Consider the following 23938-nt stretch of genomic DNA (forward strand, 5'->3'; position numbering starts at 1 on the left):
AATGTCCGCCCCAGCATGAAAAAAAACGCCGACATCCAGGAAATATTTTCCCGCTTTCGGGCGGCCAACGCTAACCCTGGCACAGAGCTGAAATACCATACTCCCTTTGAACTCTTGATCGCCGTTATCCTGTCCGCCCAAGCTACCGATAAAGGCGTTAATAAAGCCACCGCTCAGCTTTTTTCGGTAGCTAATACTCCTCAAGGAATCCTGGATCTGGGAGAAGAAGGTTTAAAAGATTACATTAAAACTATTGGTCTGTTTAATAGCAAAGCTAAAAATATTCTCCAAACTTGCCGTCTCTTACTCCAACGACACGGCGGTCAGGTACCTCATGATCGGGCTGCTTTAGAAGCCCTGGCCGGCGTGGGACGAAAAACCGCTAATGTCATGCTCAACACCGCTTTCGGCCAACCCACCATTGCCGTGGACACTCACATTTTCCGGGTGGCCAATCGCACCGGCCTGGCCTCCGGTAAAACACCGCGCCAAGTGGAGGATACCCTAACCCGTGTGGTCCCCGATGAATTTATGCACGACGCCCATCACTGGCTCATTCTCCATGGCCGCTATGTATGCACCGCCCGCAATCCCCGCTGCCAGGAGTGTTTAATCAACGATCTGTGTGACTATTATTCAAAGATAGCAAAGGAAAAATCCCGTGGATTAAAGAAAACAGCGAGCTAAGCAGCCATGTATAGTCAAGATCGGCAACAGATGCGGCAAGTCTTCCTGGAAGTACGGAAAAAACAGCGGGAGAAAGAACCTCTCTCTCCCCTGGAGGCGCTGATGGAAAAAGTCATTGATCAGCACCCGGAATATCATCCTTTCCTCGACCACGAGGAGTCCTTACAACAAGAGTTTTCCGGTCAAAAGGGGCAGGAAAATCCTTTTTTGCATATGGCGCTCCATATCTCGCTTCAGGAGCAAATTCAGGTGGATCGTCCTCCCGGCATTCGGGAGATCTACCAAACCCTAGCCTCCCGCTCTCCCCATCTCCATCAAGCCGAGCATCGGATGATGGAATGCTTAGCCCAAATGCTCTGGCAAGCCCAAAGCAATGGGAACCCCCTGTCGGAAGAAATTTATTTGGATTGTTTGCGGCGCTTACTGTAGTACACTTTTTATTTATAGGATAATCACGATTTTAAAAACTTCCCCCAAAAATAGAAAAAGCTATCGGCGTAAATAGATACATTATTTCCGCACCCTTTACAAAAATACGGATTTTACACATGGACCCCCTTCTCTCAGAGTTAAGCAGCTACCTAAGCAACCATCAACAAACGATCTTTAAGCGCTGGATGGAAGCCTGCAAGGAGGATGACGCGCTGGGCGCGGCAGCCAAACTTACCTATACTGAATTCCGCAACAATATACCCGCCGCCCTAGAAGGGCTATGCCGAATATTGAAGCACGGAAATAGGCGAGTCTCCTCAGAGACGGTAAGGTGCGAGGTTGCCAAGCACGGGCACCACCGCTGGAAGCAGGGTTTCAGTCTCAAGGAGCTGATTCGGGACTGGGGTCACTTAAATCAGGTGCTGATCACTACCATCGAAACTTTCTTCCAAATCCACCATCCCCATGCCACTGTTCATAGGATCAAAGCCTTAGAGCGGATGGGGGATTTTATGATCGAAGCCGCCAGTCACAGCGTGCAACGTTTTGACAACCTTCGCCAGGCCGAAGCGGCGGCCTTGACCCAAGATCTGGAATTTGCGAGAGCCCAATTTGAGCAACTAACTCAGGCTCGGGGAAAGTTGTTACGAGAAGCGGCGCATGATATACGGGGAGGATTATCGGCTATTGAAGGCGCTTCGGCTATCCTTAATATCACTAAAAACCCCCATGAGTCCTTTACCCACATACTAGAAATTCTCAATGCGGGTATAAATTCAGTAAAAGAGATGCTGGACTCGCTACTTGAACTATCCCGGTTGGAATCAGGCGCGGACGAAGTTGAGTTACTTTCGGTTAACATTGCCGATGTGCTCCAGCAACTAGCAGCAGAATACCGGGCAGTAGCCCTAAAAAAAGACTTGCGGTTAAGCACCGACGGTCCCACGGAAATGTGGGTGCGAACCGATCCAGAAAAAGCCCGGCGTATCGCTCAAAATTTGTTGATTAACGCTTTGAAGCATACCTCTAGCGGCGAGGTTCATATGTGCTGGAGGCTAGAATCTAAACGATGGCTAATGGGTGTTAGCGACACGGGGCCGGGAATGCAGGCAGTGCTTGGCTCGCCCGTGGCCCAGGAACTGAATCATCCTGACTCCGCCCTCGGCGTCAGCGCGGATCACGCATCCTCTAGTATCAATCCGAATCATTCCCACACCGGCGAAGGAATCGGCTTGACTATTGTAAAGCGGCTGTGCGATCTATTGGATGCAGGCATTTCCCTCGAGTCTGAGGTAGGCCAGGGGACAAAATTTACTGTGGAATTTCCCCGTCATTACTAAATACTGATCATACAATCCACGCTAGGAAAACTATTTTTTAATGGCGGCATAACCACGAAAGACCTCCATCACTTCCTCACGTAATAATTCCCGTTCCGTCACCGGACGTTGTTCTGCTGGCTTGGTCAAAGCCTGATAGATGAAGGTGGCATCGAGATTCGGATCGAGGGCGGCAATGTCTCGTGCGCTGTTACCAAAAAATATCCGATTCGCACCCGCCCAGTAGATGGCAGCAATACACATGGGACACGGCTGAGCACTGGCGTAGACATCGCAACCCTCTAGACTTAGTGTATCCAGTCGCTTGCAAGCATCACGGATCGCTTCGATTTCCGCATGGGCGGACGGGTCCCTGTTGACCCAGGATCGATTCCACCCTTCACCAACGATTTCCCCCTCCTTGGCGATCACCGAGCCAAAGGGAAAACCATCGCCCAGTTCCATGGCTTTTCTGCTCAGCTCAATCGCGCGCCGCATCCATTGGGTCGCCCTTTCCCTATTGAAAGGCTTCTCTATTTCCGTTGCCCGGCCCTCCCCCGCCAAGCTAATGACTCCCAGACCCACCAGGCCAAAACTGGCGACACTCACGGTCATAAACCGGCGCCGGGAAAGGGTTTGACAACTAGCGTGGTCTCCGGAGATTTGAGCTGGATGTTCGGGTGGGGCGTTCATAATATCTTCATATCTTCCTCTCTTAATATTCCCACCCGACTGGGCAAGAGTTTACGCGGATTTTAAATACCCGAATCAACGGATATTTGTTCTGGAATTGGCGTTTCCTACCCCAAAAAAGGCTTTTATTATGATCCCATTACCGCCGCTAGGAAAAGTTTTTTTCTCTTTCCCAAAACCGCACTTCCCTGCACCGCTTAATGAAGTTATTTGCAGACTTTGTATCCTCGATGAGGACACAGCCTTCATCTACTTTTTCGGCAATGCCAGCCGCTTCCAAAAGCATTTTTGCGTCTTCGACAAAACCTATGAATTTACAATGAGCGAAGGCATCACTGACAAAATCCTTAGCCGGAGGGAACCCGGCAAGATTTGCCGCACCCTCCTTAGAGGTTAAAATCACTACCGCATCATAGAGTACGGAAGGGCCACCATCAATTTTTTGTCCCGCGCTAATTTTTTTACCTTTGCTATTCTTTACGCCACCAATTTGAGGGGCAACGACTTCAACAAGCGCGCCCTCTGATTTAGCTACTTTTTCAACTTCAGAAAAAATATCCGCAGCCGCGCCATCGGTCATTAATATACCGATTTTACGTCCCTTAAAGTTTTTCGGGCCATTTTTAATAATGCTGAGTTTATCGGAAGCTGGTAGATTTTTTTGCGTAGGCTTAGCCGCATCGGCGGGTTTAGGAAGTTTATCAAGCCCTAGCCCCCGGGCCACTCTCTTGGCTAGTTCATCGTCAATATTGAGCAAGTGGGAGACTACCCGCTCCCGAATTTCCTCCCGCTCCACTTTACTTAGCTCAAACATGAGCGCATCACCAATATGCTTCTGCTCGATGGGGGTTTGGCTGATATAAAATTGCCGGGCCTGGCTGTAATGATCCGCAAATGTTTCTGAACGAGCCCTGGTTTTTGGCCCATTCACGGAAGCACCATAGCTGATAAATCCCTTGACGGGATTTTCCCGGGGTCCACCTTCTTTGCCCCAGCTATTGGGCTCATAATTTGCCCGCCCTTTGGGATTATGCATCGCCATATGGCCATCCTGTTGAAAATGGTGCATGGGGCATTTAGGCGCATTAACGGGAATATGGGTAAAATTCGGGCTTCCCAAACGTTTGAGCTGCGTATCCAGGTAGGAAAAATTACGCCCCTGAAGTAAAGGGTCGTCCGAGTGATCGATGCCAGGAACAATATTTTGAGTACAAAATGCAACTTGCTCCGTTTCCGCAAAAAAGTTATCCACCACCCGATCCAACACCAAGCGACCCACCACCTTCACGGGTATTTCTTCCTCCGGGATAATTTTGGTAGCGTCCAGCACATCAAAGTCAAATTTTTCGGCGAAAATTTCGTCAAAAACTTGAAGGCCCAGTTCCCACTCCGGATAGTCGCCCATGGTGATAGCATCCCATAAATCACGGCGATGGAAATCGGGATCGGCACCATTGATTTTTAACGCTTCATTCCACACGACGGACTGCAAGCCTTGCTTGGGTTTCCAGTGAAACTTTACGAAGGTCGATTTTCCTCCTCCATTGACAAAGCGAAAGGTGTGAACGCCAAAACCTTCCATAAAACGGAATGAGCGGGGTATGGCCCGATCCGACATGGTCCACATAATCATATTCATGCTTTCGGGCGTAAGGGATATGAAATCCCAGAAGTTATCATGGGCAGTCTGCGCCTGAGGAAAACCCCGGTCGGGTTCTTGTTTGGCGGCGTGAACTAAATCGGGAAATTTAATAGCGTCCTGGATAAAAAAAACGGGAATATTGTTGCCTACCAAATCCCAGTTGCCTTCCTTGGTGTAGAATTTAACGGCGAAACCGCGCACATCACGGGGGAGATCGGCGGAACCTTTGTTGCCGGCGACCGTGGAAAAACGCACAAAAACAGGCGTCCTCTCTCCTTTTCTCTGGAAAATATCCGCGCAAGTTAAATCGGTGAGACTCTCATATGTTTCAAAATAACCATGGGCGCCGTAACCCCGGGCATGCACCACTCGCTCTGGAATGCGTTCGTGATCGAAATGAAAGATTTTTTCACGCATTACCTGATCTTCCAGAAGCGTTGGCCCCCGTGGACCCGCCCGCAAGGAATTTTGATCATCGGCAACGGGAACCCCTTGTTGGGTAGTCAGGGTTTCCTCGGTATTAACCGTTTGCTGGTGAAGCTCTCCACCTTGACCAAGGATGACGCCTTTTTTGGAAGATTTACTCATACCCTTATCCATTGCCTAAAATCCAATACCATCCTTTGATGAGATCAAGTTCACATCACTTTAAGTGAGTACAATTTAAGTATAGTAAAGGAATGGAAAAGGTAAATATCCAATAAATTATCAATTTTGCCCCCATCTATGCAGGCGCAATATGAAGCTGCTTACGCAATCAATAGAAAAAATTTTTAGGCAATGGACGGCAAAAAAAATAAGATTTTGTAATCAACTATTTTGCCCCGCTGCGGCTTTCATTTTGACTCTCTAGCCGACGTAGCGATTTCTTGCAGAAATTTTTAAACGACAATTTTCAGAATACTGGACCGTAGCCATCAAGCCAAAGCCATTTCCAGTGTATGCTTTCTTTTCATCCAATCGGGTAGTGAGCGATCAAGGAGTTGATAGAACTCGGGTCCATGATGGTGGTGCCGCAAATGGCAAAGCTCATGCATCAACACAGGTTCAAAGCCGCCACCCTCGGTTAAAAGCACGTCTCCCTTTTTAAGGGAATAACATGAAACCTTTGACCGTTCAAGTTGTATAATTTTAATTTCATCTAGCAACAGATGACCATCTTGAACATTCGCAACTCGTAGATAAGGCAACTCTACAGGTTCTTTCAATTCCCTATTTGTGCTTTTTGAAATACCTGTTTGAATTTCAGCAACCGACTCAAGCTTTGTTAACGGCCGCCCGGCCTTCTTTCGCCACCCTCGCTTCAATCATGTGGCTCATAAAGGCATAGTCCCCCTTGGATTTAGGCGCCATAACCACACGCCGGATCGCAGATCCAAGCGCCGAGCTTTGCATAAAATTCTGGGAAACGGGCCGGTTGGTAAACCAGCACAGCTACTCGGGCACTACTTGCGGAATCACCATAGGACGAAGGTGCTCAATAAATCAAACCACCGCCTTGATGGCAAACGGGGGGAATGGAGAGAGAGGGCTAGCCCCAGACGGGTAGCCTGTTTTTACTGGCAGGCGAGAAGTATCCCTTTACGCACCGCCTCTTACGGGGTAAGGTTTTGCTGGAGCTGGTTAAAGATTTTCAATTGCTACCGGCTCAACCTGTTCCGCCAAGTCAAAGCCAAAAACCCGAGAGTAAAAATAAAACTCAGCCTCCAGCGCCCGTTTAATATTTTCCGCCCGTCGGAAGCCATGTTGTTCACCTTCAAAGGGAACATAGGCCACGGGCACCCCTTTCCCACGCAACGCCTCCACCATTCCCTCTGCTTGTTCAGGGGGCACAATCTTATCTTCCAGGCCCTGAAAAAAGATAACGGGGCAAGAGAGTTTATCAACCGCGTGGATTGGCGAGCGGGCCGCGTACAGATCAGCTCGTTCCGGGTAGGGTCCAATTAGGTGATCCAGATAGCGGGACTCAAATTTATGGGTTTCTTTTGCTAGCGCTTCCAAATCGCTGACGCCATAATAGCTCGCCCCGGCCTTAAATACCTCATGAAAAGTCAAGGCCGCCAAGGTGGTAAAACCGCCCGCGCTGCTTCCCCGAATGGCAAGACGCTCCCCATCTACTTCTCCCCGCTGCGCTAAATACAAGGCCCCGTTGAGGCAATCCTCCACGTCGGCGCATCCCCACTGCCCCTTCAATTGCTGGCGGTATTCCCGTCCATAGTGGCTACTGCCCCGATAATTCACATCAAGCACGGCGATGCCCCGGCTAGTCCAGTATTGAATTTTTAAACTCAGGGTGCTATCCGTGGCCGCGGTAGGCCCCCCATGGCTGATGACCAACAAAGGAGGCCGCTCCCCCGGCAGGCCGGTAAAATCCTTATTTTTCGGCGGATAAAAGAAAGCGTGGGACTGAGCGCCCGCCGTGGTCGGGAACTGAATAGCCTCGGGAATGGAAAGATACCCGGAATCAATGCTCATCTCGCTGGCGCGACGCAAAACTTCCACTTCTCTGGTCGCTAAGTCAAACTGGACGACAGCGGGAAATTCCGTGGGCGAGGCGGCAATAAATACGGCATATCCAGCCCGCGCCCGCAAAGATCCTATTTCGGTATAAGGAGTCTCTAATTCTTCCAAAACGCCACTAGCGGCATCCATACTCGCTAAATGACTCACGCCATTCCTGCTATAGGCGCAAATGATACGCTCCGCCGACTCAAAAGCATACGTGGATAAACCAAAAACCCATTGCGGCACGCCCAATTCGGCCTCCATCCGAGTAACCGATTCTGTTTTCTGCTCCCGCCAGCGATAAAGATTCCACCATCCAGTGCGGTCAGAAATAAAATACAAAGTGCCTGTAGGGGACCACTCGGGCTGAAAAATAGACTCATCCGCTGCGCCCGCAATGTGTTTGCTCTCTCCCAAGGAGCCCGCGGCCTCTACCGGGGCCAACCAGAGATCCGTGCCATCCCAGGGCATATTGGGATGGTTCCAGGTCAACCAGGCGAGCTGACTTCCATCGGGACTAAGACGGGGCGAGGCATAAAAATCCGCTCCCGAGGCCAATACAGATATCCGCCCATTGCCGTCGAGGGGGATACTAACCAGCGTATTGACGGGCTCCCGAGTCTTATCGGTGTGGTCTTCACGAACGCAGACAAGACGATTGCGGAAGCGATCAAAAATCGCATCGGCGTAACGATAATCTCCTTCCGGAGTAAGCGGCTCAATTGAATCATCTATCTGACGCCGATACAGCCTTTGATCTTCAAAATGGGAAAAAAACACCGAATCCCCAGCCACTAGATAAGCCCCGCCGCCATACTCATGGACTCGGGTTCTAGCATTATAAGGAGCGGGATTAATCTCTTTGACTTCTCCGTCCCTGGCGCGGCCTAGGATTACATTCCGCCCCCCTTCCGTAGGACGCATTTCCAGCCAGTAAATGGCGTCCCCGGATAGTGCTATCTGGCCTAGGCCAATGGTTTCCGAGACAATGAGATCAGCGGTAATGGGGGATAACCAAGCGCCATAGGGCTTTTCTACAGGGGCAAGCATCTTTTCTCCTCTTAAAATATTTGCAAATCCCTAGCCAGCTAGGGGAGATGGAAACACGTCACAACCCACCATGCGCCTTTCCTGCTCTCTCAACGCTGCCTGATTAAGGTAATCAGATTCTGTTGGTCGTCAATGGTCACAAGGTAACGGCCCAGGACATTCATGCCTAAAAGGCCATTAGAGCCAAGGAGACTATCTTCTATAAAAGCCGCGTTAACAGCGTCCATCCGTTCTGAACCTATCTGGAAAGAGTCCAGTCGGCCAATTTTTGCCTGAAGCCGGCCATTAGCGGTCGCTATTTCCTGGCTTTTCAGCTCCCCAGGGGAAAAGCCCAGCTCAGAGAGCATCGAGGCAGGAAGCACCACTAGGGAAGCGCCGGTATCCACTAATAGGGAAACTTCCATGCTGGCCCCGCTCGGCCCTTGAACAATAGCTTGGACAACATGATGACCGCCCTTTCGTAGGGTATTCAAAACGATATGTTCTGGATATTGCGGTATTGCCGGCGCCGCCTTTTTCTGATTCAGAACAAATATTTTCTCAACGCTGCCATCGGCAGATTGAACCAAAACGTAATTAAAATCAAAAAGCAGTTGCCGCAACTGCTCCCGCAGGGAGCCGTGGACGGAACGGGCCGGAATGGCGCTCGTTTTCTCCAGGCCCTTGATAAGAATACCGTACTTGGCGGAGACATCTTCGAGTGCTTCTAATAGCGTCCTGCCCGGTAGCAATTCCGGATCATCGCCCGCCCCCTGAAGCGGGCCTAGAACCCCTAACGCCAGATAACCTGCCAGTATGGAACCGGCAAACCATCGGCGATTGAATGGCTTCACCATGAATTAAAGGGCGCCCGAGCCGCGCAGCAAACGGAAAACCGCTTCCCCTAACAGGCGGTAACCTTCGCGGTTAAGATGAACCCGATCAGATTTAAGGGCGGAGTTTTTCTCCAGGCTTACCAGGGTTTTGTTATCAACGGGAATATGATATTCCCTTGCAATCTCGGTATAAAAGCTGGCGGATTCCATAAAAAGTAGCGTGGGCCGGGGTACCGCCAATAGGACGATTTCAATACCTCGTTCCCGCACAAGTTCTATCATCTTCTGGAGATTAGCCACAATTTGGCTGTCAGCCCGCTGACGCAGAAGATCATTGCCCCCATGACATAATATTACTAGATGAGGTTGGTATCGATCCAACACCTGGGGTAGGCGGGCCACCCCTTCCCCGCTTAACTCCCCAGGTACTCCCTCGTTAATGACTTGCCGCTCTATCTTTTCCGCGAGAATACTCGGATAGCTATACTGGGAACCCCCCGCCCCCGTACCATAGGTAAGACTATCCCCAAAAGCGAGGATAATTCCATTGGGAGACAGCTTCGATAGCTGGGTGGAATCACCAGAAGAACAGGCAATGCCGGCAATGAGTATTGCTCCCAGAAGACTATACTTAATAAGCGCCCAGGTATGGTTTATGGTATTCATGATATCAGCCAATTTCCCTATTTTGGTCCTTTGCATAAAATTACTTCGTCTGCTGTCCAAGGAACTAGAGGGCTTGGCGGAAGAGCTTAAAAACAAGGAAAAGGAACTGGAGCGGGTGATGGGAATCGAACCCACGTCATCAGCTTGGGAAGCTGAGGTTCTACCATTGAACTACACCCGCGGCTAGGTTAATTCTACGTACTGGAAAGCCACCTGGCAAGACTCTGCCCACTCATATCCCGCAAGCGGTAGAATACTTCGAATCAAAAACTTACATTAAGAACAGTAATAATTAATAATGACTAATCTCAGCAATCAACACGTGATGCTCAAGGATAGCCGCCGGCTTGGTTATGCCGAATACGGCGATCTTCAAGGCGAACCTCTCTTTTACTGCCATGGTTTTCCGGCTTCCCGGCTGGAAGCTCGAGTCATTGATGGGCCGGCAAGGAAGCATGGATGGCATATTATTGCTGTTGATCGCCCAGGCTATGGATTATCGGATTTCAAGCCCAAGCGGCGCATCCTTGATTGGCCAGATGATGTGGCTGAACTCGCTCATATCCTGAATATCTCTTCTTTTTCCCTTTTAGGAATGTCAGGAGGAGGTCCCTATGCCCTCGCCTGCGCCTGGAAAATTCCTTCCTGCCTTCGGGGAGTGAGCATTGTTAATAGCCTCGGGCCAGTGTACCAATCCTGGGCAGTCCATGAGATGAAATGGCCGGCTCGCTTAGGCTTTGGCCTAGCCAAGCGTGCATCCCGGCTCTTACCCTTCATCTATGGGGGAATTGTTGCCCGGGCGTTGTATTGGTTCCCCCGGCTGACCCGATCCTTATTGACTATTTCTGCCCCAGAGGCAGATAGCCAAGCGCTAAAACGCCCCGATATGGAGAGATTCCACCTGGGGTCCATACAAGAAGCCTTTCGCAACGGCCCCAAAGGCGCGCTTTTAGATTTTAAACTCTATGCTCATCCTTGGGGATTCCAGTTAAAAGACATTAGTTTAAACATTCAGCTATGGCAGGGGGAAGCCGATGCAACGGTACCCCCCTCCCATGCCCGGTACCTAGCAAAAACGCTACCCGCCGCCCAAGTTCATTATCTCCCTAATGAAGGCCATTTCTCTGTATTTGTCAACTATATAAGCAATATTCTGGAAAACTTAAAAGAAACCCGGAAAAAGCCTATTCGCCAATAATCTTGACCAAAACCCGTTTACGCCGGCGACCGTCAAACTCGCCGTAAAAAATTTGTTCCCAGGGCCCAAAATCCAAACGCCCCTCGGACACGGCAACCACAACCTCCCGCCCCATGATTTGGCGTTTCATGTGACCGTCGGCGTTATCTTCTCCGGTATCATTATGTCGATACTGCCGGATGGGCTCATGGGGCGCGAGCTTCTCTAGCCATTGTTCGTAATCATGGTGTAATCCAGACTCGTCATCATTAATAAAAACGCTGGCGGTGATATGCATGGCATTAACTAGCACCAAACCTTCCTTGACTCCGCTGTCGCCCAGGCATTCTTCCACCTGGGGCGTTATGTTGACGAACCCCCGACGGCTAGGCACATTGAACCAGAGCTCCTTACGATAACTTTTCATTTTTTAGGCTCCTTTTAAGATCACCGTGGAATTAAACAGAGATATTTTCAGCCCCGAGTCGCCCCACCCAAACCCCGCCGTAGATCCCTTTTAATATCCTCAATGGACTCCAGGCCCACGGAAATTCGCACCAAACCATCGCTGATACCTGCTGTCAACCGTTCCTCCTCCGTTAAACGGCCATGGGTCGTGGTAGCCGGATGAGTAATAGTGGTTTTAACATCCCCAAGGTTAGCAGTAATAGAGATAAATTTAAGGGAATCGATAAGTTTCCAGGCAGCCGCCCTTCCTCCTTTCAGTTCAAATGCAACCAGGCCGCCAAAGCCCGACTGTTGCTTTGAGGCCAGCGCGTGTTGAGGATGGGAAGGCAGGCCCGCATAATACACTCTTGCAATCCCTGGCTCTGCCTCCAGCCATTCGGCTAATGTCTGAGCCTGTCGACTCAGGGCTTCCATCCGCAATTGCAAGGTTTCTAAACCTTTAAGAAAAACCCAGGCATTGAAGGGACTCATGGTAGGACCCGCGGTACGCAAAAAGCCAAAGATTTCTTCTCCTACCCGCTGCCCATCACCCACCACAGCGCCCCCCACGCACCGTCCTTGGCCATCAAGATACTTGGTGGCAGAGTGAATAACGAGATCCGCTCCTAGCTCAAAAGGGCGCTGTAAAGCAGGGGTACAAAAACAATTATCCACCACTAATAAGCAATCATGGGCCTGCGCTAGACGGGATAGCTGAGCGATATCCGCTATCTCATTGAGAGGATTGGCGGGCGTCTCTAGGAATAGCAAGCGAGTATTGGGGCGTAAGGCGTTTTCCCAAGCTTCCATCCGAACGAGAGGAACAAAGGTAGTTTCTACGCCAAAGCGGGCCAGATATTTGTTGAAAAGAACTCGCGTCGTTCCAAAAATATTTTCCGAGGAAACGATATGATCTCCCGCCTTCAACAGCGCCATACAAGTTGCAAGAATGGCGGCCATCCCCGATGAGGTCGCCACGCAACGCTCACCTCCTTCTAAAGCCGCGAGGCGTTGCTCAAAGGTCCGGACTGTGGGATTAGTGAAGCGGGAATAAATATTCCCTTCTTTCTCTCCCGAAAAGCAAGCCGCAGCCGCCTCGGCACTTTCAAACACAAAGCTGGAAGTAGGAAATATAGGCTCGGCATGTTCAGCCTCGCCAGTACGCTGCTGCCCTGCTCGCACTGCTAGCGTGGCAAAACCGTACTCGCCTTGGTTATCATTCGGCATCTTTACCCTCCATAATCTATTTTTAATGCTTATGGGCACCCCAATAACAATTATGGAGCATATTACTCCCTTAACTAGCTATACGCCCATCACGACACTTTACTTTATGCCTGGCGTTAATAGAAAAAAGGGACGGTTACAACTGCGCTGCCGAGTTGAACTCTCATAGAACGAACCGTTTTAGCTCCAATATGATCGGCTTTTGCCTATCAGAACAGTGCAAGGTATTTAAATACTGAATGGAAACTTGAATAAAAAAACAGTAGATCGGCAGAGGATAAAAAAGAAGTCGGTGAGGAGTGGAAGATAAAAATTGGCAGCACATCCCTATGCTGCCTAAACCGTCAGATAGCTACCTTCTATTAAGGTACACCTACGGAGAATCTATTTACCTGCTGTAAATATGGAGAGGATATTCGCTAGCTCTGTGTTACACCAAATGAATATCACTCATGCACAGATTAGACTTAAGAGCGAAGGCAGTAAATAAGTGTTTATACGTATAGAGGGGTAAAATTAAGCGGAAAAAATCTCTAGAAACGAAATGAAACCAGAAGGGAGAACATATTCCAGTCCTCGTGGAGATCATTAATATTTGGATTATCTTCAGTGGTTATCCAAGCAGTACCCCTAATATGGTGGAACTCTGTTCTCACCATGATGGAAGAGGTCACATCCCAACGTAGGCCTACCATCCAATCATCTGCAAACCGGCGATGTGCAGGTTGTCCGGTTTTAGCAGCAAAATCTTCTCCGTTACAATCACCAAGCTCGGTACAAAGACTATCAAAACGGGCGACAGCTGACCAGCGGGGCGTAAAACGATAGGTGGCTTGAAAATACCAGCTCAGGCCAGTGAAATCGGTATCTGGAATACGAGGTCCAAAATCAGAATAGTTAAAATGTCTTAGAGCAACCTCGCTTGTCAGACTCAACCGCTCTCCATTATATTGGCCTGAGAATATTAAGGGAGAAAACTTGATTGAGCCAGCTCCTAGAGGTGAGTTACTCGGCACCCCTGCTGAATCGAAACTGAAATTGACCTGGAAAGAAGAAACGCCTAAACGAACAACGCCCCCATCTTTCTCATAAAGCAGGCGCCCAGAAAAAGAGGTCCCTCCGCCAAGATCCCCTGGAAAATCACCTCCTAATAAAGCTAATTCCTCTTGCTCGCCTACTCTAGGTCTAGCAATATTAAATTGGAATAGAAAATCACCCATACGGGTACGCCGTTCACCATAAATCTGGCCTCCATCCGAGGATAGCGCCAAATCTCTAGTGCGATCAAAATAAATGGACTCGGGCAAAAAGATGCTTGGCCGGGTAAAAGCCACGTCGCGGGTATCATTATAAAAACCGAGAGGATTGATCACACGACCAAGCCGCAAGCCCCAAGTGTTTTCAGTATTACTCAAGAAGGTATAATCCACTAAGCCATAATCCAGCCTTGGATCGCCTTGGTCGTTTTTGCCGGCCCAGCGCATAACCCCCTGTGCCGCAACTTGAAGTTTAGGCATAATTCTCCACGAAGCGTTGATTCCCAGTTCTCGGAAATCAAATGACCCGTTATCCTTGCTGTCACCGAAAAAATTATTGTCCGTGGTCAATGTAAATGCTTGCGAGACAAAACCATGAATTTGCAAAGACTGGGGAAGCTTCCATTCAGCTTGTAAAGGATTCATCAGCAGGGATAACATAGTACCCAATACTACTTTCCCCCCCTTCCTATACCAGAATTTTTTAACTCCTTTAAACACGCTATCGCTTGGCTCCCATTGCCTTTTCCACCACGCGCACCCGGAAATCAGTATTTCCACCAGGCAAGTAACCGATAGCGCCCGGCGTAGAGGCTACCTTATTACCCATTTCCTTGATGGAATCCACTTCAATAGGAGCTTGGCCAGTTCCTGAATAAACTAGCCGGTCCCATGTTCTACGAAGCTGGTAGGGAAAAATATTGAGAATTTTTTTCGAAAATTGTATGTGTAACGGAGAGTTATCGCTCAGCACAAACACCTTGATCAGCGATCCGTCAGGCCAAGTTCGCAGGCGCATGCTAAAAATTGCCCGCAGAGTGCTGCGGGTTAACTTCATTTCCGGAGCGTCTGGATTGACAATAACTTCCTGAGCGCCAACTTCTGGGATTACCGGGAAAATAATAGTTAGAATAAATATAAGGCGGATAACAAGCCCACACTTCCAGGGACGCGCAACAAGTAAACGCATTATGCTTTGTACTGGAGGGCTGCAGTCTGCGCGCGTACGAGACAAACGCAACAATGTCTTTGGCTCCGGCGATATCTTGGCTGCAGTCTGCGCGCGTACGAGACAAACTCCTACCTTTTAAAACAATCCTTGCTTAAGAATTTGTACTCTGCACTCTCTCTCACTAAGCTTTTTTACTGAGTCTGGATAGAGCTTTCCGTGATTAGTAATTAACTCCCAGAATGCCCGGTTCTCTCGGAACATCCGCCCTAATACATTATCTATAGTATCTAAATAAGGTCGGCGTCCTCCATGATACTCCACTAATGGACCTATCGGTTTTAGGTTAGCGCCGAATTGCCTTAGGCGCCGGTTCAGCACCGGCTCCATGCCCGCATACCAATGGGTGATCCCACATTCCGAAGACATTCGCACCAACGCTACCAAAAGACCTAATATTGGATGGGGAAATTGCCGCCGGCTATCTGATCTACTATCCTTGATATTGGAATCATCCATCCCATGAGCGTAAAGCGCTTCCTGTCCGCGGCAACGGAAGTTCCTTGCTAACATCAAACGGGTAATTTCAGCCGTAGTACGACGCGGTAATTGGTTAGGGACAACCAGATTCTTATCAAAGTAGTGTCCGGCATGCTCTTCAATAGGAAAGGGTTGAAGAGGATCATCGGAATTACATAATACCAAGCGTACTCCCCCGGCTAAGTTTTTGCTTTCTCGATGGTACAAAAGGGAACATATAGACCGATTATCGTACTCATCTATCTCGCGACCATCTGGATAGCGCCAAGCCTCAAAATCCGGTAGCTGAAGCTCCTGAGAATACACTTGATAGCGCAAACGATGGAAACGGTTTTTACTATCAACCACATTGGCAGGAATAATCTTGAAATATTTTTCGAACGCTGTAATTAAATTGCTCATAACCATTGAAATGCCTTCTTTTAAGCAGCGCTATCTTTCTGATTTATAGGGCTTAATTGAGCCGCCTATCTTAAGGCCAAAGCTTGCTACCATTCGACTCCACGAAACTGAAATACAATCTGAAAGTGCGAGCTGTATAATTAATTAGAAGTTGTTAACCCCAGCTTTTGTGATAACTTGAATTAAGTTTAAAGCTCTAAGGTCCGCTCCGCTAGCTTAACCATTATTGCACGCAGTTCAGGAGCTTCTATTGTTGTTCGTAAGCACCTTCTGATAAAGGTAGGCAACAAAGACATCTCCGTCCTGCTTACTATTAGTAAACGAGATGGTATAGCCGCTTCGTATGGGTGGCTGTAGTATCGTAGTGCATAGCCAAATTGGAGGGACTACTACTTGTTCGACTGGCATAACCTCCTGTATCATCAAACGCTGTGCATCTATGCTATGTATGCCGGAGACCGCCCGTCAAACTCCTAGATTATCAGGATTTACAATTATGAAAGAAGTTAAGAAAAAGAGGATCCTGCCATCGTGTAATCTTCTAATTACCGATGCATTTGCATTATTGGTCGGGGCGAGAGGATTTGAACCTCCGACCACTTGAACCCCATTCAAGTGCGCTACCAGGCTGCGCTACGCCCCGTTATGTGCGTATGATAACTTAAAACCTTCCATAACTGAAGAAGCCTTAAGTTTTAAGCAAACTCATAATCTCTTCGAGCTCTAAGCGGAGCTGACGTATAATTTGCCTACTTTGGGTACTATCCTCCCTGGCTTCAGCACCGGAAAGCTTTTGCCGGGCACCCCCTATAGTGAATCCTTGCTCGTAAAGAAGATTGCGAATCTGGCGAATCATAATGACATCTTGACGCTGATAGTAACGTCGATTGCCGCGTCGTTTCACCGGTTTAAGCTGTGGAAACTCTTGTTCCCAATAACGCAGAACATGTTGCTTTACATGACACAGCTCACTGACCTCGCCGATAGTAAAATAACGTTTTCCAGGTATCGGCGGTAATTCGTTATTATTGCTTGCCTCCAGCATAGGCTTCTACCCGCGCCTTAAGTTTTTGTCCAGGCCGAAAAGTTACCACGCGTCGCGCGGTGATAGGAATTTCCTCACCCGTCTTAGGATTGCGCCCCGGCCGTTCTCCTTTATCACGAAGCTCAAAATTACCAAAGCCGGAAAGCTTAACCGCTTCTCCCTGTTCTAGAGCGCAACGAATATCTTCAAAAAACATTTCTACAATTTCCTTGGCCTCCCGCTTGTTAAGACCAAGCTCCTGGTAAAGGATTTCAGTCATATCGGCCTTGGTTAGAGCCATAAGTCACTCCCTCATAATGGCGCCTAGTTCAGCTACTAATAGCGCCACCACTCGTTCTATAAAGATATTAACCTTATCGTCTGTCAGCGTGTAGGAAGGGTGCTGCAGAATGAATTTTAAAGCAAGGCTTTTTTTATCAGGATCAATTCCCTTCCCAGTATAAACGTCAAACAATTGTAATTCTTTAAGAATATCCGATTCACACCCCTTGAGGCAATCAAAAACTGCCTGCACGGGAATATTAGTATCCACTAAAAAGGCAATATCCCGGCGAATCGCTGGAAACTTAGATAAGGACTGAAAAACAGGCAAACTACCCCGCTCAACCGCCTCAAGCCGAAGAGAAAACAAGTAGGCGCGGCTGCTCAAGTCCAATTTACTCTCCAACAACGGATGCAAAGCGCCTAGCCACCCCACTACTTGGCCTTCCCGAAGAATTTGAGCACTCTGCCCTGGATGCAGAGCAGGGTGAGAGGCCGCCACGAACTCAAAGCAATTTCGCTGCCCCCCCAAAGCTAATATTGCCTCCACATCTCCCTTGAGATCAAAAAAATCGGCCGGCCGGCTCGCTAACCCCCATTGTTCTGGGTAGCTAGCCCCTGAAATAAGGCCAGCAACCGTTCTTTCCTGTTTAAGATCAGTTAACTGGCCATTAAATGTAAGACCATGTTCAAAAAAGCGAATTCGCTCTTGCTGGCGATATGAATTATACTGCAATGCCTGAATCAATCCTGGCCACAGGGTAGTACGCATAACTGCCATGTCCGTGGAAATCGGATTATTCAAGGCCAACGGGCTCTCATCAGGGTCCAATAATTGCTGCAGTCCTTGGTCCACAAAACTATAAGTGATCGCCTCCTGATAGTCCCGATCTACCAGCACCTGGCGAATACGATCAATAAAAACCCCCGCTTCTGTTTTCAGCACAGGCTGGATTTGTCCCACAGGCCGAGTGCTAGGAAGGCGATCATAACCATATAAGCGTCCTAATTCCTCAATAAGGTCCACCTCTAAGGCAAGATCAAAGCGAAAACTCGGCACCTTCGCTTCCCAACCCTCTTCAATTCTTTCCACTTCTAGACCAAGACGAGTCAATTGTTCAGTAATACGGCTCTCAGCAATCTCAACTCCGAGAACCCGGTGAATGCGGGCCTTCCGCAAAATTATCGTTGCCTGAGGAGGAAGCTGGGATGAATCCACCACCTCGATGACTGGTCCCGCCTGCCCCCCTGCAATCTCTAGCAGTAAAGCCGTCGCCCGTTCCATGGCCCGCCGCGGTAATTCGGAATCAACCCCACGCTCGAAACGGTGGGAAGAATCCGTATGCAAACCATAAAAGCGGGCGCGACCTGCAATAACACTCGGGTTGAAAAAAGCGCTCTCCAAAAATAGATGCCGGGTCTGGTTATTAATTCCCGATTCCTCTCCCCCCATAATCCCTGCCAAGGCAAGTGCTCGCTGCTGATCCGCAATGACTAACGTTTCTTCATCTAACCGTAAAGGGGTGCCATCCAGCAAAGTAAGCGCCTCGTCAGCTTGCCCATAACGCACTTGAATGCCACCTTTCAGCCGTTCTAGGTCAAAAGCATGCATTGGCTGCCCCAACTCCAACATGACATAATTAGTCACATCGACCACCAGCCCTAAACTCCGAAGACCACTACGCCGAAGCCGCTCACGGAGCCACCAAGGCGTCTGTGTTTGGGGATTAACACCCCGTAAAACCCGGCCTAAATAGCGGGGACAAGCCGCTGGCGCCGCTACAGTCACTGGGAAGATATCTTCGATTTGGGCTGTCACAGGCTCGATGGCGGGTTCCGTTACGGGAGACTGGGTGAGTACGCCCACTTCCCGGGCAATTCCGGCAACGCTTAGACAATCACTGCGGTTGGGGGTCAAGTCAATCTCAATACTGATATCATCGAGTTGCAAGAACTCATGGAGATCGGTGCCAGGAGAGGCTCCTTCAGGTAACTCCAATAATCCTGCTGATTGCTCAGCAAGGCCCAATTCCGCCGCGGAGCAAAGCATTCCAAAAGATTTTACCCCCTGCAATGTCACCGGCTCAATCCTTATGCCAGCCGGTAATTGGGCGCCAACAATGGCAAGCGGCGCCCATAGCCCGACTCGAGCATTAGGCGCGCCGCATACTACCGTCAAAAGGGAATCACTGCCGATATCTACTTGGCAAATCTGTAGACAATGGGCGCTGGGATGAGGCTTCACAGCTACTATTTTAGCAGCCTTAACACCTTTAAAAGTAGCTGCTACTGGCTCAGTACTCTCTACTTCTAACCCGGCCAGGGTGAGCCGTTCAACCAGATTTTCTCTACTGATATCTGGATCAACCCATGTTCGTAACCAGGCTTCACTGAATTTCATGGTTCACTGGCAATCATTTAACTTTTAATTAAATTGGCGTAAGAAGCGTAAATCATTTTCAAAAAATAAACGTAAATCATCCACTCCATAACGAAGCATCGCCAGTCGCTCAACTCCTAGACCAAAAGCAAACCCCAGGTATCGCTCGCTATCAATGTCCGCGTGCTCAAAAACTTTAGGATGGACCATACCGCAACCCAACACCTCCAGCCAGCCAGTATGGCCGCACACCCGACAACCCTTGCCGCCGCAGTTAACACATTGGATATCCATCTCCGCCGATGGCTCCGTAAAAGGGAAATAGGAGGGACGAAAACGAACTTCTAAATCTTCGCGTTCAAAATAGGCCCGCAGAAAATCCGCAAGAGTGCCTTTAAGATCGGTAAAACTCACCTGCTCATCTACCAGCAGCCCTTCCACCTGGTGGAACATAGGCGTATGAGTCAAATCGGAATCACAACGATAAACTCGCCCAGGAGCAATAATTCGCAGCGGCGGCCCCCGGTGCTCCATCACCCGAATTTGTACCGGCGAGGTATGGGTTCGTAAAAGGGTATGAGCATCAAAATAAAAAGTATCATGCATCGCTCTAGCAGGATGGGAAGACGGGATATTAAGTGCCTCAAAGTTATGATAATCGTCTTCTACTTCCGGTCCCTCATGTATCTCGAACCCTGCATAACGGAAAAATGCTTCAATACGCATCAAGGTGCGGGTCACCGGATGTAATCCACCCACATCCAGGCCCCGGCCTGGCAAAGTCACATCAATCGTCTCTGAAGCAAGGCGCACCTCCAGTGCCGCTTGCTCCAGGTCCTTGCGCCGGGCCTCGATTTCGTTCTGCACCGCTTGTTTAGCCTCATTGACCGCCTTACCAAAAATAGGGCGTTCCTCAGCGCTAACCTGTCCTAACGCTTTAAAATGGTTTGTAAGCTCCCCTTTCTTACCTAAATAACGAACCCGCAATTCATCCAAGGTTGGCAAATCAGGGGCGGCTGACACCGCCCGACGAGCCTTTGCGACTATCTCTGCTAATGCTTCTTGCATGGGTTCTTTAAATTCTCACAATACAAGGGTTAAACCATCGTCAACCAATAAAGGGGGAGGCAAATAGCCTCCCCCTTTAAATCTAACCCTATAAGCCAGTTACCTATCTCACCAGAGAGACTAATTCGCTAGCGCAGCTTTAGCTTGCTCGGCAATGGTGGTAAAGGCTGCCTTATCTCTAACAGCAAGATCGGCAAGCACCTTACGATCAATCTCAATCGCAGCCTGTTTCAATCCACTGATAAGGCGACTATAGGAAAGACCACACTCGCGGGCAGCCGCATTAATACGCACAATCCAAAGAGCGCGAAACTGCCGTTTGCGTTGACGCCGGTCACGGTAGGCATACTGGCTAGCACGCGTGACCGCCTGGTTCGCAACCCGGTAGACGTTTTTGCGTCGGCCGCGATAACCCTTAGCCTGAGCAATCACCTTCTTATGCCGGGCGTGAGCCGTTACTCCTCGTTTTACTCTAGGCATAACCCATCTCCTTTAAGCGTAGGGCAACATACGATCTAGCCGAGGACCATCCGCTGCACTCACTACTGCTAAAGGACGCAGTTTACGCTTACGTTTGCTGCTCTTTTTAGTAAGAATGTGATTATGGTGGCTCTGGGCGTGTTTGAATTTCCCGCTAGCCGTGCGCTTAAAACGCTTGGCGGCACCGCGGTTGGTTTTCAGCTTAGGCATGCTTAAATTACTCCGCATTTAATTAAAAGAAAAGACGTCTACCTCTAGCGTAGACGCCCTCGTTACTTTTTAGGGGCCAAAACCATGACCATTTGCCGACCCTCCCGTTTTGGATGCTGCTCAACGACTCCATATTCCTCTAAATCGTTACGGACCCGTTCCAGCAATTTAAGTCCCAATTCTTGATGGGCCAGCTCTCGCCCGCGAAAACGCAGACTCACCTTGGTTTTATCCCCTTCTGTCAGGAAACGTACCAGGCTGCGCAGTTTGACCTGATAATCCCCTTCTTCAGTCCCTGGCCGGAACTTAACTTCTTTGATCTGTATCTGTTTTTGTTTCTTTTTAGCAGCCTGACGTTTTTTATTCTCCTCAAACAGATACTTGCCATAGTCCATAATTCGACACACGGGGGGGTCGGCCTGTGGAGCAATCTCCACTAAATCCTCACCTGCTTCATCGGCTACATGCAACGCTTCCTCAATGGAAACAACTCCAATTTGCTCGCCATCAACACCAATCAAGCGAACTTCCGGAGAAGTAATTTCTTCATTCAGGCGCGTGCTCTTTTTTACAGCGATATTCTAATCCTCCTCAGAAATGTTACGACCAAGACGAGCAACGTCAACGCTAAGATGCTCCATAAAGGCATCGAGACTCATCACCCCCAGATCCTGACTGTATCGAGTACGCACGGCCACGGTCTGGTTTGCCACCTCCCGGTCTCCAATCACTAACAGATAAGGAATCCGGCGCAAAGTATGCTCGCGGATTTTAAAACCGATTTTCTCATTTCTCAAGTCTAAAAGAGAACGAAAACCTTTATTTTTCATCGTTTCTTCCACTTGACGGGCATATCCCTCCTGGCGGTCAGTAATGCTCATCACAACGACCTGTATAGGCGCAAGCCAAGGCGGAAATTTACCCTCGTAGTGCTCGATCAGTACCCCAAAAAAACGTTCTAAGGAACCTAATACCGCTCGATGGATCATAATAGGCCGATGGCGGGCACCATCCTCGGCCACATATTCCATTGCAAAACGCTCCGGTAGATTAAAATCTAGCTGGACCGTAGAGCATTGCCATTTACGACCAATGGCATCCTCGATTTTAATATCGATCTTGGGACCATAGAAAGCACCACCGCCTTCGTCCACGGCATAATCCAAACCTTTCTTATCCAACGCTGAACGCAACGCTTGGGTGGCCTGGTCCCAAATTGCTTCCGGCCCTACTGATTTTTCTGGCCGCGTGGAAAGATCAATTTCATAACGGTCAAAACCAAACGCCGCTAACATTTCTAAAGTCAAATCAAGGATACCCAGAATTTCATTCTCAATCTGCTCCTCGCGACAGAAAATATGCGCATCGTCCTGAGTAAACCCCCGCACCCGCATCAACCCATGCAGGGCGCCAGACATTTCATGGCGGTAGACGGTACCCAGTTCCGCCCAGCGGATGGGCAATTCCCGGTAGGAGCGTAGCCGGCCTTGGTACACCAGCACATGAAAAGGGCAATTCATGGGCTTAAGCTGGTAAAGCTGGTGGTCGTCCTCCATGGGTTGATACATGGACTCCCGATAAAAATCCGTATGCCCGGAAGTCTGCCACAGCTCCTCATGAGCGATATGGGGCGTATAGAGCGTTTCATAGCTTGCCGCCGTATGACGCTCTTGCCAAAAGTCCTCTATCACCCGCCGGATACGCGCGCCCATAGGATGCCAAAAGACTAAGCCGCCACCCGCCTCTTCCTGAATGGAAAATAGATCCAAATCAGAGCCAATCCGGCGATGATCTCGTTTTTCCGCTTCCTCAAGACGATGAAGGTAAGCCTCAAGAGCTTTTTTGTCAGGCCAGGCAGTGCCATAAATACGCTGCAGCATCTCGTTATTGGCATCGCCCCGCCAATAAGCGCCGGCCACCTTGGTCAGCTTAAAGGCTTTGAGCTTTGCGGTCGAAGGCACATGAGGCCCGCGGCAAAGATCCACAAAATCACCTTGCCGGTAAAGAGAAATTTCCTCCTCCGAGGGAATCGAGGCAATAATCTCAGCCTTGTATTCTTCCCCCATCCGGCGGAACAAAGAGATGGCCTCCTCACGGGATTTCAATTCTCGATGAACCGCAATATCTTGCTCCACCAATTCCCGCATTTTGGCTTCAATGGCCTCAAGATCTTCTGGGGTAAACCCCTCAGGATAGGCAAAATCATAATAGAAGCCATCCTCAATCACCGGCCCAATGGTTACTTGGGCTTCCGGGTAAAGCGCTTTGACCGCCTGGGCTAGCAAGTGCGCGCAAGAATGGCGGATAATCTCCAAGCCATCAGTATCCCGCTCAGTAATAATGGTAAGTTTCGTATCCCTCTCAAGGGGATAAGCGCTATCTACTAAGCGGCCATCGATTTTGCCCCCAAGGGCCGCCTTCGCTAGGCCCGGGCCAATATCAGCTGCTACGTCATAAACGGTAACAGGATGGTCAAAACCGCGCTGGCTACCATCCGGAAGGGTAATAACAGGCATGTGATAAAATCCTGTTCATGGCCCATACAAGAGGCCGGTTGAACAAAAAGACACCACCGTCGCAGTGCCTTGCAAGCGTAATGGTAGGCGCGATTGGACTCGAACCAACGACCCCCACCATGTCAAGGTGGTGCTCTAACCAGCTGAGCTACGCGCCTGTAAAAACAGAAG

24 protein-coding genes and 3 tRNA genes are annotated in these 23938 nt (G+C 49.3%); 4 read left to right on the forward strand and 23 right to left on the reverse strand.

Features of this window, described 5'->3' with window-relative positions:
- Positions 1-15 precede the first annotated feature (15 nt).
- From nth to NWAT_RS09080, 3 genes are all read left to right on the forward strand, one after another.
- Complete coding sequence (gene nth / locus NWAT_RS09070) at positions 16-687, forward strand: endonuclease III (RefSeq protein ID WP_013220798.1); 672 nt, start codon at positions 16-18, stop codon at positions 685-687.
- 6 nt (positions 688-693) lie between these two features.
- Positions 694-1116 (forward strand): DUF1841 family protein, encoded by a 423-nt coding sequence (locus tag NWAT_RS09075; RefSeq protein WP_013220799.1) that lies wholly within the window; start codon positions 694-696, stop codon positions 1114-1116.
- A 119-nt stretch (positions 1117-1235) separates the two neighbouring features.
- The gene (locus tag NWAT_RS09080; RefSeq protein ID WP_013220800.1) at positions 1236-2459 is read left to right on the forward strand and encodes a sensor histidine kinase; all 1224 of its coding nucleotides are present in this window, start codon (positions 1236-1238) and stop codon (positions 2457-2459) included.
- A gap of 30 nt (positions 2460-2489) precedes the next feature.
- On the opposite strand, the gene NWAT_RS09085 is transcribed toward NWAT_RS09080, so the two are convergent.
- From NWAT_RS09085 to NWAT_RS09115, 8 genes are all read right to left on the reverse strand, one after another.
- Positions 2490-3131 carry a nucleoside deaminase gene (locus NWAT_RS09085; protein WP_232420086.1) on the reverse strand — a complete coding sequence of 214 codons (642 nt, stop codon included), beginning with the start codon at positions 3129-3131 and terminating at the stop codon, positions 2490-2492.
- A 148-nt stretch (positions 3132-3279) separates the two neighbouring features.
- Entirely contained in the window at positions 3280-5361 is a 2082-nt protein-coding gene (locus tag NWAT_RS09090) for a catalase (RefSeq protein WP_041350964.1), read from the reverse strand.
- 329 nt (positions 5362-5690) lie between these two features.
- Entirely contained in the window at positions 5691-5981 is a 291-nt protein-coding gene (locus tag NWAT_RS17455; protein ID WP_232420087.1) for a YgjP-like metallopeptidase domain-containing protein, read from the reverse strand.
- Positions 5982-6030: 49 nt separating this feature from the next.
- On the reverse strand, positions 6031-6207 hold the full coding sequence (locus tag NWAT_RS17460; RefSeq protein WP_269724282.1) for an N-6 DNA methylase: 177 nt from the start codon (positions 6205-6207) through the stop codon (positions 6031-6033).
- Positions 6208-6396: 189 nt separating this feature from the next.
- Entirely contained in the window at positions 6397-8328 is a 1932-nt protein-coding gene (locus tag NWAT_RS09100) for a S9 family peptidase (protein WP_013220803.1), read from the reverse strand.
- An 89-nt stretch (positions 8329-8417) separates the two neighbouring features.
- Positions 8418-9164: a retropepsin-like aspartic protease family protein gene (locus NWAT_RS09105; protein ID WP_013220804.1), complete on the reverse strand. Its 747-nt coding sequence runs from the start codon at positions 9162-9164 to the stop codon at positions 8418-8420.
- A 3-nt stretch (positions 9165-9167) separates the two neighbouring features.
- Complete coding sequence (locus NWAT_RS09110; RefSeq protein WP_013220805.1) at positions 9168-9809, reverse strand: GDSL-type esterase/lipase family protein; 642 nt, start codon at positions 9807-9809, stop codon at positions 9168-9170.
- 107 nt (positions 9810-9916) lie between these two features.
- Positions 9917-9990: transfer RNA gene (locus NWAT_RS09115), tRNA-Gly, on the reverse strand.
- A 117-nt stretch (positions 9991-10107) separates the two neighbouring features.
- On the opposite strand from NWAT_RS09115, the gene NWAT_RS09120 reads away from it, so the two are divergent.
- Positions 10108-11007 (forward strand): alpha/beta fold hydrolase, encoded by a 900-nt coding sequence (locus NWAT_RS09120; protein ID WP_013220806.1) that lies wholly within the window; start codon positions 10108-10110, stop codon positions 11005-11007.
- Here NWAT_RS09120 and NWAT_RS09125 read toward each other — a convergent pair.
- The 15 genes from NWAT_RS09125 to NWAT_RS09195 all read right to left on the reverse strand — a co-directional run bounded on the left by NWAT_RS09125 (position 10994) and on the right by NWAT_RS09195 (position 23925).
- Positions 10994-11413, reverse strand: coding sequence for a secondary thiamine-phosphate synthase enzyme YjbQ (locus tag NWAT_RS09125; RefSeq protein WP_013220807.1), 420 nt, complete (start codon positions 11411-11413; stop codon positions 10994-10996). The genes NWAT_RS09120 and NWAT_RS09125 overlap by 14 nt on opposite strands.
- Before the next feature lie 47 nt (positions 11414-11460).
- Positions 11461-12660, reverse strand: a complete 1200-nt coding sequence (locus tag NWAT_RS09130) for an O-succinylhomoserine sulfhydrylase (protein WP_013220808.1) — start codon at positions 12658-12660, stop codon at positions 11461-11463.
- 533 nt (positions 12661-13193) lie between these two features.
- A complete protein-coding gene (locus tag NWAT_RS09135; protein WP_013220809.1) occupies positions 13194-14357 on the reverse strand; it encodes a hypothetical protein in 1164 nt (387 codons plus the stop codon).
- Between the two features lie 61 nt (positions 14358-14418).
- Complete coding sequence (locus NWAT_RS09140) at positions 14419-14886, reverse strand: substrate-binding domain-containing protein (protein ID WP_013220810.1); 468 nt, start codon at positions 14884-14886, stop codon at positions 14419-14421.
- 117 nt (positions 14887-15003) lie between these two features.
- On the reverse strand, positions 15004-15807 hold the full coding sequence (locus NWAT_RS09145) for a PEP-CTERM/exosortase system-associated acyltransferase (protein ID WP_049773065.1): 804 nt from the start codon (positions 15805-15807) through the stop codon (positions 15004-15006).
- A gap of 566 nt (positions 15808-16373) precedes the next feature.
- A tRNA-Pro gene (locus NWAT_RS09150) sits at positions 16374-16450 on the reverse strand.
- Between the two features lie 45 nt (positions 16451-16495).
- On the reverse strand, positions 16496-16852 hold the full coding sequence (locus NWAT_RS09155; protein ID WP_013220813.1) for a MerR family transcriptional regulator: 357 nt from the start codon (positions 16850-16852) through the stop codon (positions 16496-16498).
- Positions 16833-17132, reverse strand: coding sequence for an integration host factor subunit alpha (gene ihfA / locus NWAT_RS09160; RefSeq protein ID WP_013220814.1), 300 nt, complete (start codon positions 17130-17132; stop codon positions 16833-16835). Before ihfA ends, NWAT_RS09155 begins: the two co-directional genes overlap by 20 nt.
- Positions 17133-17135: 3 nt before the next feature.
- The gene (gene pheT / locus NWAT_RS09165; protein ID WP_013220815.1) at positions 17136-19514 is read right to left on the reverse strand and encodes a phenylalanine--tRNA ligase subunit beta; all 2379 of its coding nucleotides are present in this window, start codon (positions 19512-19514) and stop codon (positions 17136-17138) included.
- Between the two features lie 24 nt (positions 19515-19538).
- Positions 19539-20561 (reverse strand): phenylalanine--tRNA ligase subunit alpha, encoded by a 1023-nt coding sequence (gene pheS, locus NWAT_RS09170; protein ID WP_013220816.1) that lies wholly within the window; start codon positions 20559-20561, stop codon positions 19539-19541.
- A gap of 120 nt (positions 20562-20681) precedes the next feature.
- A complete protein-coding gene (gene rplT, locus NWAT_RS09175; RefSeq protein ID WP_013220817.1) occupies positions 20682-21041 on the reverse strand; it encodes a 50S ribosomal protein L20 in 360 nt (119 codons plus the stop codon).
- 12 nt (positions 21042-21053) lie between these two features.
- Positions 21054-21251 (reverse strand): 50S ribosomal protein L35, encoded by a 198-nt coding sequence (rpmI, locus tag NWAT_RS09180; RefSeq protein WP_013220818.1) that lies wholly within the window; start codon positions 21249-21251, stop codon positions 21054-21056.
- 62 nt (positions 21252-21313) lie between these two features.
- Complete coding sequence (gene infC, locus NWAT_RS09185; RefSeq protein WP_041350648.1) at positions 21314-21829, reverse strand: translation initiation factor IF-3; 516 nt, start codon at positions 21827-21829, stop codon at positions 21314-21316.
- 3 nt (positions 21830-21832) lie between these two features.
- Positions 21833-23767 carry a threonine--tRNA ligase gene (gene thrS, locus NWAT_RS09190; protein WP_013220820.1) on the reverse strand — a complete coding sequence of 645 codons (1935 nt, stop codon included), beginning with the start codon at positions 23765-23767 and terminating at the stop codon, positions 21833-21835.
- An 81-nt stretch (positions 23768-23848) separates the two neighbouring features.
- Positions 23849-23925, reverse strand: a tRNA-Val gene (locus tag NWAT_RS09195).
- Positions 23926-23938 lie beyond the last annotated feature (13 nt).

This window comes from Nitrosococcus watsonii C-113 (assembly GCF_000143085.1).
In the GTDB taxonomy this organism is placed as follows: domain Bacteria; phylum Pseudomonadota; class Gammaproteobacteria; order Nitrosococcales; family Nitrosococcaceae; genus Nitrosococcus; species Nitrosococcus watsonii.

Excerpts from the sequence above, each read along its gene's own strand:
- nth (WP_013220798.1), top strand. The coding sequence starts at position 16 with ATGAAAAAAAACGCCGACATCCAGGAAATATTTTCCCGCTTTCGGGCG.
- NWAT_RS09075 (WP_013220799.1), top strand. The coding sequence starts at position 694 with ATGTATAGTCAAGATCGGCAACAGATGCGGCAAGTCTTCCTGGAAGTA.
- NWAT_RS09080 (WP_013220800.1), top strand. The coding sequence starts at position 1,236 with ATGGACCCCCTTCTCTCAGAGTTAAGCAGCTACCTAAGCAACCATCAA.
- NWAT_RS09085 (WP_232420086.1), bottom strand. The coding sequence starts at position 3,131 with ATGAACGCCCCACCCGAACATCCAGCTCAAATCTCCGGAGACCACGCT.
- NWAT_RS09090 (WP_041350964.1), bottom strand. The coding sequence starts at position 5,361 with ATGAGTAAATCTTCCAAAAAAGGCGTCATCCTTGGTCAAGGTGGAGAG.
- NWAT_RS09100 (WP_013220803.1), bottom strand. The coding sequence starts at position 8,328 with ATGCTTGCCCCTGTAGAAAAGCCCTATGGCGCTTGGTTATCCCCCATT.
- NWAT_RS09105 (WP_013220804.1), bottom strand. The coding sequence starts at position 9,164 with ATGGTGAAGCCATTCAATCGCCGATGGTTTGCCGGTTCCATACTGGCA.
- NWAT_RS09110 (WP_013220805.1), bottom strand. The coding sequence starts at position 9,809 with ATGAATACCATAAACCATACCTGGGCGCTTATTAAGTATAGTCTTCTG.
- NWAT_RS09120 (WP_013220806.1), top strand. The coding sequence starts at position 10,108 with ATGACTAATCTCAGCAATCAACACGTGATGCTCAAGGATAGCCGCCGG.
- NWAT_RS09125 (WP_013220807.1), bottom strand. The coding sequence starts at position 11,413 with ATGAAAAGTTATCGTAAGGAGCTCTGGTTCAATGTGCCTAGCCGTCGG.
- NWAT_RS09130 (WP_013220808.1), bottom strand. The coding sequence starts at position 12,660 with ATGCCGAATGATAACCAAGGCGAGTACGGTTTTGCCACGCTAGCAGTG.
- NWAT_RS09135 (WP_013220809.1), bottom strand. The coding sequence starts at position 14,357 with ATGTTATCCCTGCTGATGAATCCTTTACAAGCTGAATGGAAGCTTCCC.
- NWAT_RS09140 (WP_013220810.1), bottom strand. The coding sequence starts at position 14,886 with ATGCGTTTACTTGTTGCGCGTCCCTGGAAGTGTGGGCTTGTTATCCGC.
- NWAT_RS09145 (WP_049773065.1), bottom strand. The coding sequence starts at position 15,807 with ATGAGCAATTTAATTACAGCGTTCGAAAAATATTTCAAGATTATTCCT.
- NWAT_RS09155 (WP_013220813.1), bottom strand. The coding sequence starts at position 16,852 with ATGCTGGAGGCAAGCAATAATAACGAATTACCGCCGATACCTGGAAAA.
- ihfA (WP_013220814.1), bottom strand. The coding sequence starts at position 17,132 with ATGGCTCTAACCAAGGCCGATATGACTGAAATCCTTTACCAGGAGCTT.
- pheT (WP_013220815.1), bottom strand. The coding sequence starts at position 19,514 with ATGAAATTCAGTGAAGCCTGGTTACGAACATGGGTTGATCCAGATATC.
- pheS (WP_013220816.1), bottom strand. The coding sequence starts at position 20,561 with ATGCAAGAAGCATTAGCAGAGATAGTCGCAAAGGCTCGTCGGGCGGTG.
- rplT (WP_013220817.1), bottom strand. The coding sequence starts at position 21,041 with ATGCCTAGAGTAAAACGAGGAGTAACGGCTCACGCCCGGCATAAGAAG.
- rpmI (WP_013220818.1), bottom strand. The coding sequence starts at position 21,251 with ATGCCTAAGCTGAAAACCAACCGCGGTGCCGCCAAGCGTTTTAAGCGC.
- thrS (WP_013220820.1), bottom strand. The coding sequence starts at position 23,767 with ATGCCTGTTATTACCCTTCCGGATGGTAGCCAGCGCGGTTTTGACCAT.